Raw genomic sequence first — 15,552 nt, 5'->3', positions numbered from 1 at the left:
TTTAAGGATCAATAATAAAAATCGGAATCAGATGGCTTGGGCCGTCACACCCCCAAGGATAGACGGCAATTGCAAGGACTCAGCTCAATATGGAGATGGTCCCAAGGTATTTCAAGGCGCGTGGCAGATTGTCGCAATCGAGACTGTCGAGCCAATGCAGGTCAGTCCAGCTGCGCAGCCAGGTGAACTGGCGTTTCGCCAATTGGCGCGTGGCAATGATCCCACGCTCCTGCATCTCGGCTGACGTCAGCTTGCCGTCCAGGTAATCCCAGACTTGTCGATAACCTACCGCACGTATAGACGGTAACCCGGCATGCAGGTCACTTCGCTCACGCAGGGCTACGACCTCGTCTATGAACCCCTGTTCCAACATTAATGTGAATCTTTGTTCAATTCGCCGATGCAGCACTTGCCGGTTCGCCGGAGCGATGGCCAGGTTCGCGACAGTATAGGGCAATTGTTGCAGTCCCGAAGCGGCTGCTTCAGTACTTTGCGCAGATTGTCGCTGGCGCAGGACCGTCATGCTCTGGCCGCTGACCCGATAAACCTCCAGAGCCCGACTGAGCCGCTGCGGGTCATTGGGGTGAATACGCGCCGCCGACTCCGGATCGATGACCGCCAATTGCTCGTGCAGGGCTTGCCAGCCAAGGCGCGCGGCCTCTTCTTCGATCTGCGCGCGCACCTCGGGATCGGCCGCTGGCATGTCCGCCAGCCCCTCGACCAAGGCCTTGTAGTACAGCATCGTGCCGCCCACCAGCAGCGGGATCTTGCCCCGCGCCGTGATCTCGGCCATGGCCTGGAGCGCGTCACGCCGGAAATCGGCTGCCGAATAAGCCTCGGCCGGGTCGAGGATGTCGATCAGACGATGGGGAAATTCGGCCAACAGTTCTTTCGACGGCTTGGCGGTGCCGATGTCCATGCCCCGGTAGACCAGGGCCGAATCGACGCTGATCAACTCGCAGGGCAGGACCTTGGTCAATTCGATGGCCAGGTCGGTCTTGCCGGCGGCGGTTGGCCCCATCAGGAAAATCGCGGGTGGCAACGGGCTCATCAGCGACCGCGCAGGAACAGTTTGTCCAGATCGTCCAGGCCCAATTGGGTCCAGGTCGGCCGGCCATGGTTGCATTGACCGCTGCGTTCGGTGTTTTCCATGTCCCGCAGCAGGCCGTTCATTTCCGGTAGGGCCAGGCGCCGGTTGGCGCGGATCGCGCCGTGGCAGGCCATGGTGCCGAGCAGTTCGTTCAGGTGCGCCTGGATGCGGTCGCTGGTGCCGTATTCCATCAGATCAGCCAGCACGTCGCTGACCAGGCGATTGGCTTCGGCCTGCTTCAACAAGGCCGGAATCTGACGGATCGCCAGGGTTTCCGGGCCCAGCCGTTGCAACTCGAAGCCCAGGCGCTGGAACCAGGCCACATGCTCTTCGGCGCAATCGGCTTCGCGCTGGCTGACGGCCAGGGACTCAGGCACCAACAGCGGCTGGCCGCTCAAGCCTTCGCTGGCCATGGCGATTTTCAGGCGTTCATACATGATCCGTTCATGGGCGGCGTGCATGTCCACCAGGACCAGGCCTTGGGCATTTTCCGAGAGAATATAAATGCCTTTGAGTTGCGCCAGGGCATAACCCAGCGGCGGGATATCGCCTTGGCCGTCAGGCATCGCCGCCGCTCCGGCTTCCGGCAACGGTTTGAAGAACTCGCGATAGGCCGCCTGAGCCTCGGCTGCCGGCACGCTGGATTGCGGGCGCGGGGTGTATTGATACTGATAGCCGCTACCGGCACCACTCCCGGCCGTGTTGTAGCTCGGCTGAGGCTGGGGTTGTTCCAGCAGTGCATTGGCCGCCAGGCGCATTTCGCCTTGCGGCCCGAATTCGCCAGCGTCCAGCCCCGTTGGCCGGACCATGCCGCCCACCGCCGCCGGAGCCGCCAGTTGGTCTTCCGGGCGCACATCGCCCAAGGCGCGGTGCAGGGTGCCGTAGAGGAAATCGTGGACCATGCGCCCGTCGCGGAAACGCACCTCATGCTTGGTCGGGTGGACGTTGACGTCCACCACGGCCGGATCGACTTCGAAAAACAGCACGAAGGTCGGGTGCCGGCCATTGAACAGCACATCGCGATACGCCTGGCGCACCGCGTGGGCCACCAGCTTGTCGCGCACCGCCCGACCGTTCACGTAGAAATACTGCAAGTCCGCCTGGCTGCGGGAAAAGGTCGGCAACCCGACCCAACCCCACAGGTGCAGGCCATTGCGTTCCACCTCGATGGGCAATGCCTGCTCCAGGAAACCTGCACCGCACACCGCGCCGACACGGCGGGCGCGGGCCGCATCATCGTGGGCCTCGTGCAGGCTGAGGATGGTCTTGCCGTTGTGGCGCAAATGGAACGCCACGTCAAAACGCGCCAGGGCCAGGCGCTTGATGACTTCTTGCAGATGATCGAATTCAGTCTTCTCGGCCTTGAGGAACTTGCGCCGGGCCGGGGTATTGAAGAACAGGTCGCGCACTTCCACCGAGGTGCCCACCGGATGGGCCGCAGGCTGCACGTGAGAGGCCATGTCCCGACCCTCGGTCTCGACCTGCCAGGCCTGCTCGGCGTCGCGGGTGCGGGAAGTGAGCGTCAGGCGCGACACCGAACTGATGGACGCCAGCGCCTCGCCCCGAAACCCCAGGCTCATGACCCGCTCGAGGTCTTCCAGGTCGCGGATCTTGCTGGTGGCGTGACGCGCCAGGGCCAGCGGCAGGTCGTCGGAAGAAATACCGCCACCGTCATCGCGTACCCGCAGCAGCTTGACGCCGCCCTGCTCGACATCCACATCGATGCGCCTGGCCCCGGAGTCAAGGCTGTTTTCCAGCAGCTCCTTGATGACCGACGCCGGGCGCTCGACCACTTCACCGGCGGCGATCTGGTTCGCCAGCCGGGGGCTGAGCAGTTCGATGCGAGCGTTGCTGCCGATCACTTCCTCACTCATCGCTGGACCGCCACGTCATTGGCGGGAATGGTCAGGGTCTGGCCGATCTTGAGCTCGTCGCTCTTGAGGTTGTTGGCGCTGCGCAAGGTCGCGGGCGACACTTGGTAACGCACGGCGATCATCGCCAGGGTTTCGCCGGGATTGACCCGATGGTCCCGCGGGCCCTGGGCGATCTTGCCAGAGTCGCGCAGCCAGGCGATGTAGGTGCCTGGCGGAGGATTCTGCTGGAAGAACTGCCGCACGCCGCTGCTGATGGAACGGGCCAGCGCCTGCTGATGACTGGAGGACGACAGCTTGGAGGCCTCATTGGCGTTGGAGATGAAGCCGGTTTCCACCAGGATCGACGGGATATCCGGCGACTTGAGCACCATGAATCCGGCCTGCTCGACGCGCCGTTTGTGCAGCGGCGTGACGCGACCAATGTTGCTCAGGACTTTCTGGCCGACGTTCAGGCTGGAAGTCAACGAGGCCGTCATCGACAAATCGAGTAGCACACCGGCGAGCATGCGGTCCTTGTCGTCGAGACTGACGTTGCCGGCACCGCCGATCAGGTCGGAACGGTTTTCGGTATCCGCCAGCCAACGGGCGGTCTCGGAAGTCGCGCCACGGTCGGACAGGGCAAACACCGAGGCCCCGAACGCAGCCGCCGAAGGCGCGGCGTCGGCGTGGATGGAGACGAACAGATCGGCGCCTTTCTTGCGGGCGATTACGGTACGCCCACGCAAGGGAATGAAGTAGTCTCCGGTACGGGTCAGTTCGGCACGGAAGCCTTTCATGCCGTTGACCTGGCGCTGCAATTCCCGAGCGATGGACAGCACCACGTCTTTTTCACGCTGCCCGCGAGAACCCGAGGCTCCTGGGTCTTCGCCCCCGTGACCGGCGTCAATCACCACGATGATGTCGCGCTTGCCGGTCGGGGCCGGTGGCAGCTTGAGCGTCGGCGCGGTCGGGGTCACCGGCACCGCTGGCACCGTGGCGACCTTGGTTGGCGGCGGTGGCGGTGGGTCGGCGTCGGCCGGGTTATCGAACAGGTCCACCACCAGCCGGTTGCCGTACTGGGCATTGGGGGTCAGGGTGAAGCTTTTCGGGGTCACGGCTTTTTTCAGGTCGATGACCACCCGCAGGTCGGTCGGCGTCCGTTGGGCCGAGCGTATCGCGGTAATCGGCGTGTTGGCGGTCGCCACATTCAATGGCGTGCCCAGGGTCGCCCCATTGATGTCGATCACCAGGCGATCCGGGGCGGTCAGGGTGAATACGCTGTGCTGCACCGGCCCCGTCAGGTCGAACACCAGCCGTGTATTGTCCGGCGCTCGCCAAAGGCGAACGCTGTTGACCTTTGTCTCGGCCACAGCATCGACGGCCAGTGCCGTAAGCAACAGTCCTACGACAGCAACCACCGCGCGAAAGCGCATACAAAACCCCATCATCAATTAGTTTTCCAATGCCAAAGCGGCACACCACGACTCGCCACGCGAGCCTTGCGGCGTCAGTTTCAGCGAACGCCCGCCGCCCTGCGCGCCAATGGTAATGGTCAGGTCAGGCTTTGGCAAAAAGCCTGCACCCTTCTGGGGCCATTCGATCAGGCACAAGGCGTCATCTTCGAAATAATCGCGGATACCGAGGAATTCCAGCTCTTCAGGATCCACTAGTCGATACAGGTCGAAATGGAAGGCGCGAATGTCGTCGATCTCGTAGGGCTCGACCAAGGTGAACGTGGGGCTCTTGACGGAGCCGACATGGCCGAGACCGCGAATAATGCCACGAGACAAGGTGGTTTTCCCCGCGCCGAGGTCGCCTTCAAGAAAAATCAGGCCATGGCCCGCGGTAATCTGCGCGATGCGGCCGCCAATTTGTGTCATGGCGTGTTCGTCCGCCACGTACAGGGTTACTTCAGACACGGTGAATGCTCCTCCAACAACTGACGAATGGCCGGGATCAGATCGGTTGCCGCCAACCCCCGTCCCGAGCGACCGACCTGGGCACCGGCACTGGCATGCAGCCAGACCGCCAGGCACGCGGCCTCGAAACCCTCCATGCCTTGAGCCAGCAAGGCGCCGACCACACCGGCCAGTACATCCCCCAGACCGGCCGTGGCCATGGCCGGATGGCCCTGACTGCAAACCGCCAGGCGACCGTCCGGGCTGGCAATCAGGCTGCCGGCGCCCTTGAGGATCACCGTAGCGGTGTATTTCTGGCTCAGTGCACGGGCCGCCGCCGGACGGTCGGCCTGCACCTGAGCGGTGGATAGCGCCAACAATCGCGCCGCCTCGCCCGGGTGCGGGGTGATGACACACTGCTCAGGCAAGCGGACATCGCCACTGCTCAGCAGGTTCAGCGCATCGGCATCCCACACTTGCGGCAGCGGCGCATTGGCTGCCGCCGACAACAGACTACACCCCCACGCGGCCTGGCCCAGGCCCGGCCCGACCACCAGCACGCTGGCCTGCTGGAGCAAGCCCATCAATTGGTTTGCCGAATGGGTGCCTTGCACCATCACTTCCGGCAAACGCGTCAGCGCAGCGGATACGTGCTCGCTGCGGGTCGCCATCGAAACCATCCCCGCGCCGCAGCGCAGGGCGCTTTCGGCGCTCATCTGGATCGCACCGCCAAAGCCTCGGTCGCCACCGATCAACAGCACATGACCGAACTTGCCTTTGTGGGACGTGGCGAAGCGAGGCGTCAGACGTGGCAGATTATGGGGTGAGAGTAATCGGGCACTGGCCGGTGCCGCATCAACAATATCGGGATCGGCGTGCAGGTCGTTGAACACCAGTGCACCGACCCGATCCGCCGCTTCGCCGGTAAACAGGCCCAGCTTCAAGCCAATGAAGGTCACGGTGAGGTCGGCCACCACCGCCGTGCCTAGCACCCGGCCGGTATCGGCGCACAACCCCGAGGGAATATCCACCGCCGTGACCGGCAGACCGCTGACATTGATCGTATCGATAGCCCGCACATAAGGCTCGCGCACATCACCCTCCAAGCCCGTGCCGAGCAGCGCATCCAGCAACACGCCGCGCAACGCTGCCTCATCCGACCACGGCTCCATCGGCACGCCCACCGCCACAGCCTCGGCATGGGCATTGGCGGCGTCCCCCTGCAATCGCCGGGGTTCGCCCACTGTCAGCACCCGCACCGACCAGCCGGCGCGCCGGGCCAGGGTCGCGACTAGGTAGCCATCGCCAGCGTTATTGCCATGCCCGGCCAGCACCGTCAGTTCGTGGACGTCAGGCCAGCGCCGTACGATCGCTCGCCAGGTGGCGCGGGCGGCGCGCTGCATCAATTCGAAACCGGTGGTGCCGGCCGCGATCAGTTGCGCGTCGAGGGCCCGGACCTGCGCGGCGCTGTACAGCGCGTCGGGAAAATCATCTTTAGTGTGCGGCATGCGTCTTCGGGCTCCGATGTCTGGCAGAATTATACGCATCTCAGCTCTGGTTTCTCTCGCCTCATGCCTGCCATTCCCACAGACCTCCCCGCCCTAGCCCAATCCATCAAGGAATGGGGCCGTGAGCTGGGCTTCCAGCAGGTCGGCATCAGCGGCCTGGACCTCGCCGAGCATGAACAACACCTGCAACGCTGGCTCGATGCCGGCTACCACGGCGAAATGGACTACATGGGCGCCCACGGCAGCAAACGTTCGCACCCCGAGGAACTGGTGCCGGGTACGCTGCGGGTGGTTTCCCTGCGCATGGACTACCTGTCAGGCGATACGCACATGGCCCAGATGCTCGGCCAACCGGAAAAAGCCTACGTCTCTCGTTATGCATTGGGCCGCGACTACCACAAATTGATCCGTAAACGTGTGCAGCAACTGGCAGAAAAAATTCAGGCGGTCATCGGTCCCTTCGGTTATCGCGCCTTCGTCGACAGCGCGCCAGTCCTGGAAAAAGCCATCGCCGAACAAGCCGGCCTGGGCTGGATCGGTAAAAACACCCTGGTATTGAACCGCAAGGCCGGCAGCTATTTCTTCCTGAGCGAGCTGTTTGTCGACCTTCCGCTGCCGGTGGACCCGCCCCATGCCAGCGAACATTGCGGAAAATGCACCGCGTGCCTGGACATCTGCCCTACCAATGCCTTCGTCGGACCCTACGTACTCGATGCCCGCCGCTGCATTTCCTACCTGACCATCGAGCTGAAAAGCGCCATCCCCGAGGAGCTGCGGCCGTTGATCGGCAACCGGGTGTTTGGCTGCGATGACTGCCAGATCGTCTGTCCATGGAACCGCTTTGCCCGGCCGTCCGGGGAAAGCGACTTCAAGCCGCGGCACAACCTGGACAACGCCGGGCTGGCCGAGCTGTTCATGTGGGACGAGGCGACTTTCCTGAGCAGCACCGAAGGCTCCCCCCTGCGCCGCGCCGGCTACGAGCGCTGGCTGCGCAACCTGGCGGTGGGCCTGGGCAATGCGCCATCTACGATTCCCGTGCTGCAAGCGCTGGAGGCGCGGCGCGACTACCCGTCAGAGCTGGTGCGCGAGCACGTGGCGTGGGCCCTGCGCCAACATGCCGAGCGTCAAACCTCGTCGTTGTAGACGAACTTCGGCATTTCCCAGTGAAAACGAATCGCCAGGAGCCGCAGCAGGAAACCGCCGAACAAGGTAATGAGGATCGCCTGTTCGCTCGGTAGTTGCAGGAAGACGCACAGCAGATAACACCATGCTGCGGCAAACGAAACGCTGGCGTAGAGCTCGCGACGGAAGATCAGCGGAATATCGTTGCAGAAGATGTCTCGCAGAATGCCGCCGAACACCCCAGTGATGACCCCGCTGACCGACGCCACCAGCATCCCATGCCCCATTTCCAGGGCCGTCATGCAACCAATCAAGGTGAACGCCACCAAACCCACGGCGTCGAGCACCAGGAACAACGAGCGCAGGTGGCGCATCCAGCGCGCCAGGAACACCGTCAACATCGCGGCGGCAGTGGTCAGCACCAGGTATTCGGGGTGCTTGACCCACGTCAGCGGGTAATGACCGAGCAGCACGTCACGCACCGAACCGCCACCCAGCGCGGTGACACACGCGATCAGCACCACACCGAACCAGTCCATGCCCCTGCGCCCGGCAGACAAGGCGCCAGTCATGGCTTCAGCGGTGATGGCGATCAGATAGAGCATCAGCAACATGATGGCGGTCCTTACGAGAAGGCGCGCAGTCTAGCCATTTCGGGCAGGCACCAAAAGGGGGCAGTCCTCGACCATGCCAAACAAGGAATCTGTGCTCAGGAGATCTGTGGGAGCAAGGCTTGCCCACGATGAAGGCGGTGCGGTCCTTCAGAGACCGAGTCACCTGTTTCGCGAGCAAGCTTTGCTCCCACAAACTTTGCTCCCTCAAATCCCACGCGCTACAAGAATGCCGTGCGCTGGAATCAGAACTTGATGAAGTGCTTACGGTAATGTTGCAACTCGGCAATGGACTCGCGGATATCGTCCAGGGCCAGGTGGCTGCCGCCTTTCTGAAAGCTGTCGCGTACTTGCGGTGCCCAGCGGGCGGCCAGCTCCTTTAGGGTGGAGACGTCCAGGTTGCGGTAGTGGAAGTAGCTTTCCAGGGATTTCATGTGGGTGTACAGGAAGCGACGGTCCTGGCAGATGCTGTTGCCGCAGATCGGCGACTTGCCCTTGGGCACCCACTGCTCCAGGAAGGCGAGGGTCTGGACCTCGGCCTCGGCCATGCTGATCTTGCTCTCGCGCACCCGCTGGGTCAGGCCCGAGCCGCCGTGCTGGCGAGTGTTCCACTCGTCCATGCCGGCCAGGATCTCGTCGCTGTGATGGATCGCGATCACCGGGCCTTCGGCCAAGGTGTTGAGATCACTGTCGGTGACGATGGTGGCCATTTCGATGATGACGTCGGTGTCCGGGTTCAGACCGGTCATTTCCAGGTCGATCCAGATCAGATTCTGCGGGTTTTGCATAGGGAAGCTCCTCGGCGTAGCCACGCAGTTTAGCCTAGGCCGCCCCTTGGGCGTGCTAAACTCGCGGCCGTTTTACCCTATTCGCTGCATTTCTTCATACGGAACACCCATGGCCAAACGCCAACTCAATCGTCGTCAAAACTGGCGCATCGAAAAGATCCAGGGCGAGCGCGCCGCCCGCGCCGCCAAACGCGAATCCAGCGCTGTCGAAGCCCTGGAGGGTGGTGACCTGGGCCCTGAACAGACCGGCCTGGTCATCGCCCACTTCGGCGTACAGGTCGAGGTCGAGGCCCGGGAAGGCGAACTGGCCGGCCAGGTGTTCCGCTGCCACTTGCGCGCCAACCTGCCGGCGCTGGTGACGGGCGACCAAGTCGTCTGGCGTGCCGGCAACCAGGGCATTGGCGTGATCGTCGCGCAATTGCCGCGCCACACCGAGCTGTGCCGTCCGGACAGTCGGGGACAGCTCAAGCCCGTTGCCGCCAATGTCGACATGATTGTCATCGTGTTCGCCCCGCTGCCCGAACCCCACGCCAACCTGATCGACCGCTACCTTGTGGCCGCCGAGCACGCCGGCATCCGCCCGCTGTTGCTGCTCAACAAATTCGACCTGATCGACGAGCACAACGCCCCGGCGCTGAACGCCCTGCTGTCGGTCTATCGGGATTTGGGTTACCCGGTGCTGGAAGTCTCGGCCCACCACGGTAACGGCATGGAACAATTGCAACAACAACTGGACGGGCACATCAGTGTGTTCGTCGGCCAGTCCGGCGTCGGCAAGTCATCGCTGGTCAACAGCCTGCTGCCGGACGTCGAGACGCGCGTCGGGCCGTTGTCCGAGCTGTCCGGCCAGGGCACCCACACCACCACCACCGCGCGACTGTTCCACTTTCCCGGCGGCGGTGAATTGATCGACTCACCGGGCATCCGCGAATTCGGCCTGGGCCACGTCAGCCGGGCCGACGTCGAAGCCGGGTTCATCGAGTTCAACGAGCTGATCGGCACCTGCCGCTTCCGCGACTGCAAGCACGACCGCGAACCCGGTTGCGCGCTGCTCATGGCCTTGGAAGAAGGCCGCGTGCATCAGCAAAGGATGAACAGCTACCGCTCGATCATCGCCAGCCTGCCGGAAAGCAGTTACTGATTCTAAAAGGAATGTGAGTCGAGAGGACCTGTGGGAGCAAAGCTTGCTCCCACAGGTCTGTATCGGCTCTTAGGTCATTGCGCCGGTGGCTCGGCCGGTTTCGGCGCAACGTCGTCGAACAGGTTCAGGCGTTCGCGCAGCTCATGGGCCGGTACGGGTTGCTGATCCGCCGGCAAGGCATTCGGGTCCGCCGCAGCGCCAGGCGTCGCCGGCACTTCACCCGGTGCGCCCTGGGCCGGATCCGGCGCCAGATCATCGGCTTGCGAACCTTCGATGGCCTGCTGGGCCTTCCTGGTCAACACCACGATATCGATACGCCGGTTGACCGGGTTGAACGGATCCGCGCGGTCGAACAACGCTGAAGACGCATAACCGACCACCCTTGCCACCTGCTCGTCCGGGTAACTGCCCGCCACCAAGGCGCGGCGTGCCGCGTTGGCGCGGTTGGCTGAAAGCTCCCAGTTACCGAAGTCACCGTTGCCAATGAAGGGCTTGGCATCGGTATGACCGCTGACACTGATCTTGTTCGGCACCGCCTTGATGGTATCGGCCATGGCCAGCAGAATGTCTTCGAAATAAGGCTTCAGGCGCGCACTGCCGGAGTCGAACATCGGCCGGTTCTCGGCGTCCATGATCTGGATGCGCAAGCCGTTCGGCGTGATCTCGAACAGGATCTGGTCCTTGAACTTCTGCAGCTCAGGATTTTCTTCGACCTTGTTCTGCAACTCCTGCAACAACAGCTCCAGGCGCTCGCGCTCGATCTGCTCGGCCATGCCTTCGACCTGTTCGGAATCCACCGTCACCTTGTCGGGCTGGGGCTCGGATTTGACTTCGGGGTTGAGGGTCGTGTCCGGCGCCAGGGTCGGTGAGCCGCCCAGATCGATGATGTACGGCGTGCCGCTTTCAGTAAAACCGACCGGGTCCTTGAAGTAACCGGCGATGGCGATCTTCTGTTCCGGGGTTGCCGTAGACAGCAGCCACAGCACCAGGAAGAACGCCATCATTGCCGTCGCAAAGTCGGCGAAGGCGATTTTCCAGGCGCCCCCGTGATGCCCCCCGGCAATGCGCTTGACGCGTTTTACAATAATCGGCTGGTTATTTTCCATGGTTTAACGACCGCGAACCGCTTGTTCCAGCTCGGCAAAGCTTGGACGGTGCGCTGGGTACAGGACCTTGCGACCGAACTCCACCGCCAGCGATGGCGGCATGCCCGAGGCCGAGGCCACCAGGGACGCCTTGATGGACTCATAGACGTTGAGTTCTTCCTTGGCATCATGGGCCAGGGAATGGGCCAGCGGGCCGAAGAAACCGTACGCAGCCAGAATACCGAAGAAAGTACCTACCAATGCCGCACCCACGTGCAGACCGATGGAGGCCTGATCACCTTCTCCCAAGGATGCCATGGTCACCACGATCCCCAATACCGCCGCGACGATACCGAAGCCAGGCATGCCGTCGGCAATGCCGTTGACCGCGTGGGACGGGTGCTCCAGATCTTCCTTGAGGCTGTACAGCTCCATGTCGAACAGGCCTTCGAGTTCATGGGGCGCCATGTTACCGGACGACATGATGCGCAAGTAATCACAGATGAACGCCGTCATGCGAGCGTCCTTGAGTACCGCAGGGTACTTGGCGAAGATCGGGCTGGCGGCAGCGTCTTCGATATCGCCCTCGATCGCCATCATGCCTTCACGGCGGCTTTTGTTGAGGATCTCGTAGATCAGGCCCAGCACCTCGAGGTAGAAGGTGTGGCTGAAACGCGAGCTGAACATGCCCAGGGATTTCTTGAGCACATGCATCGTCATGTAGCCGGGGTTGGCCTGCAAGAATGCGCCAAGGGCCGCACCACCGATGATCAACACCTCGAAAGGCTGGACCAGGGCGGCAATCTTGCCATGGGAGAGCACGTATCCGCCAAGCACGCTCGCGAACACGACGATGATGCCGATAATTTTAGCCATAGATAGAAAGTACTTACTTAAGTCGGGTTCAAGGTCATATTCGGAAGCTGAAAAATCTCTTCTTCTCCTTATCGGCAAAACTGCGCCAGACTATAGGCTGTTCTGGCGAAAAGCCAATTTGCCCCGTTCCGGGCGTAGAGAATTCATACGATGATCACGTCCAGCCATGACTAACAAAACGAAGGTTCCAACGCCACGACCGACCACCCTCGAAGGCTGGGTGAAGTTGCTCGATGGCGTGCACCTACCGGTGCCCCAGGCCAGCCATGACCTGGTCTGCAAGGCCATTGCCGACAGCCGCCGCTCGTTGCGAGACATCGCCGAACTGATGCAGGACAGCCCCGCCCTGGCCCTGAGCGTCATCCGCGAGGCCAACCATCACACCCATGGCAGCCTCGCCGAACCTGCGGAAAACCTCGAAGTGGCCATCAACCGCCTCGGCCTCAAGCGTACCGAGGAACTGCTCGCTCGCCTGCCGTCGTTGCCGGGCCACGAAATCCCCATCGCCTTGCGCCAACTGCAATTGATCAGCCAGCACGCCACGCAACAGGCCAATGGCTTTTTTGCCAGCCGCCTGGCGCGGCTGTGGCAGGACATACACTGGGGCAGCCTGTTGTTTCTCTCGCCGCTGTGGCCACTGGCCCTGACTCACCCGCGGTTGCTGGGGGAATGGGAATTGCGAGTCGTCCACAAAGGCGAGCCTGCGCGCAAGGTAGAGCGCGAATTGTTCGGCGTCAGCCTAATGAAAATCTGCCTGGCGCTGGTGGAGACCTGGCGCCTGCCGATCTGGGTGATGCAGGGTTATCGCCTACTGCTCAATGAACGCCGCGAGCTGGTGCAGGTTCTGCGCATCGCCCGGGACAGCGAGCACCCGCTGCGCCAGCGGAATCGCCTAGACGACGACCCAACCCTGCGACGCTGGCTCAATCAACCGGCCAATACTGTGTTGCTGGCCAACGGCCTGGCACTTTCAGCACAACAGGCCTGGGACACCCCCCACAGTGCCCGCTGGCAATACCTCACCAGTTTGTATCTGCAGATGCCGATGGATGAGCTCCAACAACAACTGCACCAACAAGCCGTCACGAGCGCCCGTCATGACGCCATGCCAGACCTCTGGCATCCGGCCGTGGCGTTGCTCTGGCCCTGGGGCTGCCGACGCATCCACCCCGGCTTGCTACCGCCTCCGCCACCCAGCGCCGAGGACCTGAGCCAGTGGCGCAAACAATGTTCCGCACTGCTAGTGGAGCCGAGCCCCTTCAGCAATGCCATGCACCTGACCACCTCGGCACGTGACGTGTTGGCGGCCTGCGGCATGCGTCGAGTGATGATTTTGATGGCCGACCGCAACCAGACCAGCGTGCGCGTACATCAGACCGCCGGCCTGCCCAAAGAAGCCGCGGCCATGAGCTTTACCATCAGCCAGAGCAAAATAGTGCAGCGCTTGCTGGCTCAGCAGGCCCAGGTTCGCCTGAACCCGGACAACAACGCGCAGTTTTCGGCACTACTGCCACCGGGCCTGCGCACCCTGTTCCGGGGTGAGCACCTGCTGCTGCGCTCCCTGACCTGTAATGGCCGAGTGATCATGCTGGTGGTGGTGGACCAGGGCGGTGGGCCGTTCTCGGACGTGACCGTGCAAGCCTTCGGCAAAACCGTGCAATGCATCGAAAGGGCCCTGCATACCTTTACCAACCGCGGCCGCTGAACTTGCTACAATCCTTTCCCTTTGCGCCCCTGGAGACCTCACATGCCTGACTTCTCTGGCTTGCCGCTGGTGATCGAGCCGAGCGAACTGCTACCGCGCCTCGATGCCCGCGAGCTGATTCTGGTGGACCTGACCAGCGCCGCCCGCTACAGCACCGGCCATATCCCCGGCGCACGCTTCGTCGATCCCAAGCGCACCCAGCTCGGCCACCCGCCGGCGCCGGGCCTGCTGCCGGCCAAAGCCGACCTGCAAGCACTGTTCGGCGAGCTCGGGCACAACCCGGATGCGGTCTACGTGGTCTATGACGATGAAGGCGGCGGCTGGGCCGGGCGGTTTATCTGGCTGCTGGACGTGATCGGCCACTCGAACTACCACTACCTCGACGGCGGCCTGCTGTCGTGGCTGGACGAAGGCCTGCCGGTGTCCGTCGAAGCGCCTGTGCCCGTCGCAGGCCCGGTCAGCCTGACGCTGCACGAAGCGCCCACCGCCACCCGCGAGTACCTGCAAAGCCGGCTCGGTGCCGCCGACCTGGCGATTTGGGACGCTCGCGGCCCGCTGGAATATTCCGGCGCGAAAGTCGTCGCAGCCCGAGGCGGGCACATTCCCGGGGCGGTCAATTTCGAATGGACTGCCGGCATGGACCAATCGCGCAACCTGCGCATCCGCAAAGACATGCCGCAAATCCTCGAACAATTGGGCATCACGCCTGACAAAGAAATCATCACCCACTGCCAAACTCACCACCGCTCCGGCTTCACCTACCTGGTGGCCAAGGCGCTCGGTTATCCACGGGTCAAAGGCTATGCCGGTTCCTGGGGCGAATGGGGCAACCACCCCGACACACCCATCGAGCTTTGAAGGTTCTTAAGGACAGTTAATGAAAAACCGTTTGTTCATCCTCACTCAATACCTGCTGCCCCACCACCTGCTGTCGCGGCTGGCCGGCTGCATTGCCGAATGCCGCGTGCGATGGTTCAAGAACGCCTTTACCGCGTGGTTTGCCAAGCGCTACCAAGTGGACATGTCCCAGGCCCTGGTGGAAGACCTGACTGCCTACGAGCACTTCAACGCCTTCTTCACCCGCGCCCTGAAAGACGGCGCACGTCCGCTGGACGACACCCCAGGCGCGATCCTCAGCCCCGCCGACGGCGCCGTCAGCCAGCTCGGCCCGATCGAGCACGGCCGGGTATTCCAGGCCAAGGGCCACAGCTTCAGCGTGCTGGAACTGCTGGGTGGTGACGCGACCAACGCGGCGCCGTTCATGGGCGGCGATTTCGCCACCATCTATCTGTCCCCCAAGGACTACCACCGCGTGCACATGCCGCTGGCCGGCACCCTGCGGGAGATGGTCTACATCCCTGGGCGGATTTTCTCGGTCAACCAGAGCACCGCCGAAAACGTTCCGGAGCTGTTCGCCCGCAACGAGCGCGTGGCGTGCATTTTCGACACCGAACGTGGGCCGATGGCCGTGGTACTGGTGGGTGCGATGATCGTAGCGTCCATCGAAACCGTCTGGGCCGGGCTGGTGACGCCACCCAAGCGCCAGCTGAAAACCTTCCGTTATGACGAAGCCGCCCGCGCGCCGATTCATCTGGAAAAAGGCGCCGAACTGGGGCGCTTCAAGCTGGGTTCGACGGCCATCGTGCTGTTCGGGCCGGACCAGGTGAAATGGGTCGAAGGCCTGGTGGCCGGTTCGCCAGTGCAGATGGGCCAGGGCCTGGCACTGCCAAAAGCCTGATTCACGCCCGCCCCTTGAACCAGGCCTGTAGAGACAGGCCTGCGGAAGTAGGATTGTGAGAGCAAGGCTTGCCCGCGATGAACGATGACGCGGTCCAAAAGAAACCGCGGCGCCTGCATCGCGAGCAAGCTTTGCTC

Annotated in this window: 14 protein-coding genes; 5 read left to right on the top strand and 9 right to left on the bottom strand. The window is 62.8% G+C overall.

Annotated features, from left to right (window positions below):
* Positions 1-79 precede the first annotated feature (79 nt).
* Genes miaA through AACY42_RS07795 form a run of 5 tightly spaced genes read right to left on the bottom strand, consistent with a single transcriptional unit; the run spans position 80 to position 6,349 of the window.
* The gene (miaA, locus tag AACY42_RS07815; RefSeq protein WP_339478358.1) at positions 80-1,051 is read right to left on the bottom strand and encodes a tRNA (adenosine(37)-N6)-dimethylallyltransferase MiaA; all 972 of its coding nucleotides are present in this window, start codon (positions 1,049-1,051) and stop codon (positions 80-82) included.
* Entirely contained in the window at positions 1,051-2,964 is a 1,914-nt protein-coding gene (gene mutL / locus AACY42_RS07810; protein ID WP_339478356.1) for a DNA mismatch repair endonuclease MutL, read from the bottom strand. The genes miaA and mutL overlap by 1 nt, the downstream gene beginning before the upstream one ends.
* Positions 2,961-4,391 (bottom strand): N-acetylmuramoyl-L-alanine amidase, encoded by a 1,431-nt coding sequence (locus AACY42_RS07805; protein ID WP_339478354.1) that lies wholly within the window; start codon positions 4,389-4,391, stop codon positions 2,961-2,963. The genes mutL and AACY42_RS07805 overlap by 4 nt, the downstream gene beginning before the upstream one ends.
* Before the next feature lie 3 nt (positions 4,392-4,394).
* Complete coding sequence (gene tsaE / locus AACY42_RS07800) at positions 4,395-4,862, bottom strand: tRNA (adenosine(37)-N6)-threonylcarbamoyltransferase complex ATPase subunit type 1 TsaE (protein WP_339478352.1); 468 nt, start codon at positions 4,860-4,862, stop codon at positions 4,395-4,397.
* Complete coding sequence (locus AACY42_RS07795) at positions 4,850-6,349, bottom strand: NAD(P)H-hydrate dehydratase (RefSeq protein ID WP_339478351.1); 1,500 nt, start codon at positions 6,347-6,349, stop codon at positions 4,850-4,852. The genes tsaE and AACY42_RS07795 overlap by 13 nt, the downstream gene beginning before the upstream one ends.
* A 63-nt stretch (positions 6,350-6,412) precedes the next feature.
* Here AACY42_RS07795 and queG point away from each other — a divergent pair, with 63 nt between their 5' ends.
* Positions 6,413-7,492: a tRNA epoxyqueuosine(34) reductase QueG gene (gene queG, locus AACY42_RS07790; protein ID WP_339478349.1), complete on the top strand. Its 1,080-nt coding sequence runs from the start codon at positions 6,413-6,415 to the stop codon at positions 7,490-7,492.
* On the opposite strand, the gene AACY42_RS07785 is transcribed toward queG, so the two are convergent.
* Together AACY42_RS07785 and orn are read right to left on the bottom strand one after the other, a co-directional pair.
* Entirely contained in the window at positions 7,474-8,088 is a 615-nt protein-coding gene (locus AACY42_RS07785; protein WP_204126993.1) for a trimeric intracellular cation channel family protein, read from the bottom strand. The two genes, queG and AACY42_RS07785, sit on opposite strands and share 19 nt — an antisense overlap.
* Positions 8,089-8,327: 239 nt before the next feature.
* Complete coding sequence (gene orn, locus AACY42_RS07780) at positions 8,328-8,870, bottom strand: oligoribonuclease (RefSeq protein WP_339478348.1); 543 nt, start codon at positions 8,868-8,870, stop codon at positions 8,328-8,330.
* A gap of 109 nt (positions 8,871-8,979) precedes the next feature.
* On the opposite strand from orn, the gene rsgA reads away from it, so the two are divergent.
* Positions 8,980-10,011, top strand: a complete 1,032-nt coding sequence (rsgA, locus tag AACY42_RS07775; protein WP_339478347.1) for a small ribosomal subunit biogenesis GTPase RsgA — start codon at positions 8,980-8,982, stop codon at positions 10,009-10,011.
* Between the two features lie 74 nt (positions 10,012-10,085).
* Here rsgA and motB read toward each other — a convergent pair whose 3' ends face one another.
* Together motB and motA are read right to left on the bottom strand one after the other, a co-directional pair.
* Positions 10,086-11,117 carry a flagellar motor protein MotB gene (motB, locus tag AACY42_RS07770; RefSeq protein ID WP_339478346.1) on the bottom strand — a complete coding sequence of 344 codons (1,032 nt, stop codon included), beginning with the start codon at positions 11,115-11,117 and terminating at the stop codon, positions 10,086-10,088.
* 3 nt (positions 11,118-11,120) lie between these two features.
* Entirely contained in the window at positions 11,121-11,972 is an 852-nt protein-coding gene (gene motA / locus AACY42_RS07765; RefSeq protein ID WP_339478345.1) for a flagellar motor stator protein MotA, read from the bottom strand.
* 166 nt (positions 11,973-12,138) lie between these two features.
* Here motA and AACY42_RS07760 point away from each other — a divergent pair, with 166 nt between their 5' ends.
* From AACY42_RS07760 to asd, 3 genes are read left to right on the top strand one after another with little or no spacing between them, the layout of a single operon-like run.
* Positions 12,139-13,677, top strand: coding sequence for an HDOD domain-containing protein (locus AACY42_RS07760; protein ID WP_339478344.1), 1,539 nt, complete (start codon positions 12,139-12,141; stop codon positions 13,675-13,677).
* A 42-nt stretch (positions 13,678-13,719) separates the two neighbouring features.
* Positions 13,720-14,535 carry a rhodanese-like domain-containing protein gene (locus tag AACY42_RS07755; RefSeq protein WP_339478342.1) on the top strand — a complete coding sequence of 272 codons (816 nt, stop codon included), beginning with the start codon at positions 13,720-13,722 and terminating at the stop codon, positions 14,533-14,535.
* Between the two features lie 19 nt (positions 14,536-14,554).
* The gene (gene asd / locus AACY42_RS07750; RefSeq protein WP_339478341.1) at positions 14,555-15,415 is read left to right on the top strand and encodes an archaetidylserine decarboxylase; all 861 of its coding nucleotides are present in this window, start codon (positions 14,555-14,557) and stop codon (positions 15,413-15,415) included.
* The last annotated feature ends 137 nt before the right edge of the window (positions 15,416-15,552 follow it).

The sequence above is a fragment of the Pseudomonas sp. RL_5y_Pfl2_73 genome (assembly GCF_963970515.1).
GTDB lineage: Bacteria > Pseudomonadota > Gammaproteobacteria > Pseudomonadales > Pseudomonadaceae > Aquipseudomonas.
The sequence above is the reverse complement of the archived record's forward strand: the minus strand, read 5'-3'. Positions and strand labels throughout refer to the sequence as shown.

Excerpts from the sequence above, each read along its gene's own strand:
- orn (WP_339478348.1), bottom strand. The coding sequence starts at position 8,870 with ATGCAAAACCCGCAGAATCTGATCTGGATCGACCTGGAAATGACCGGT.
- AACY42_RS07760 (WP_339478344.1), top strand. The coding sequence starts at position 12,139 with ATGACTAACAAAACGAAGGTTCCAACGCCACGACCGACCACCCTCGAA.
- rsgA (WP_339478347.1), top strand. The coding sequence starts at position 8,980 with ATGGCCAAACGCCAACTCAATCGTCGTCAAAACTGGCGCATCGAAAAG.
- miaA (WP_339478358.1), bottom strand. The coding sequence starts at position 1,051 with ATGAGCCCGTTGCCACCCGCGATTTTCCTGATGGGGCCAACCGCCGCC.
- motB (WP_339478346.1), bottom strand. The coding sequence starts at position 11,117 with ATGGAAAATAACCAGCCGATTATTGTAAAACGCGTCAAGCGCATTGCC.
- mutL (WP_339478356.1), bottom strand. The coding sequence starts at position 2,964 with ATGAGTGAGGAAGTGATCGGCAGCAACGCTCGCATCGAACTGCTCAGC.
- AACY42_RS07795 (WP_339478351.1), bottom strand. The coding sequence starts at position 6,349 with ATGCCGCACACTAAAGATGATTTTCCCGACGCGCTGTACAGCGCCGCG.
- AACY42_RS07755 (WP_339478342.1), top strand. The coding sequence starts at position 13,720 with ATGCCTGACTTCTCTGGCTTGCCGCTGGTGATCGAGCCGAGCGAACTG.
- queG (WP_339478349.1), top strand. The coding sequence starts at position 6,413 with ATGCCTGCCATTCCCACAGACCTCCCCGCCCTAGCCCAATCCATCAAG.
- motA (WP_339478345.1), bottom strand. The coding sequence starts at position 11,972 with ATGGCTAAAATTATCGGCATCATCGTCGTGTTCGCGAGCGTGCTTGGC.
- AACY42_RS07805 (WP_339478354.1), bottom strand. The coding sequence starts at position 4,391 with ATGATGGGGTTTTGTATGCGCTTTCGCGCGGTGGTTGCTGTCGTAGGA.
- asd (WP_339478341.1), top strand. The coding sequence starts at position 14,555 with ATGAAAAACCGTTTGTTCATCCTCACTCAATACCTGCTGCCCCACCAC.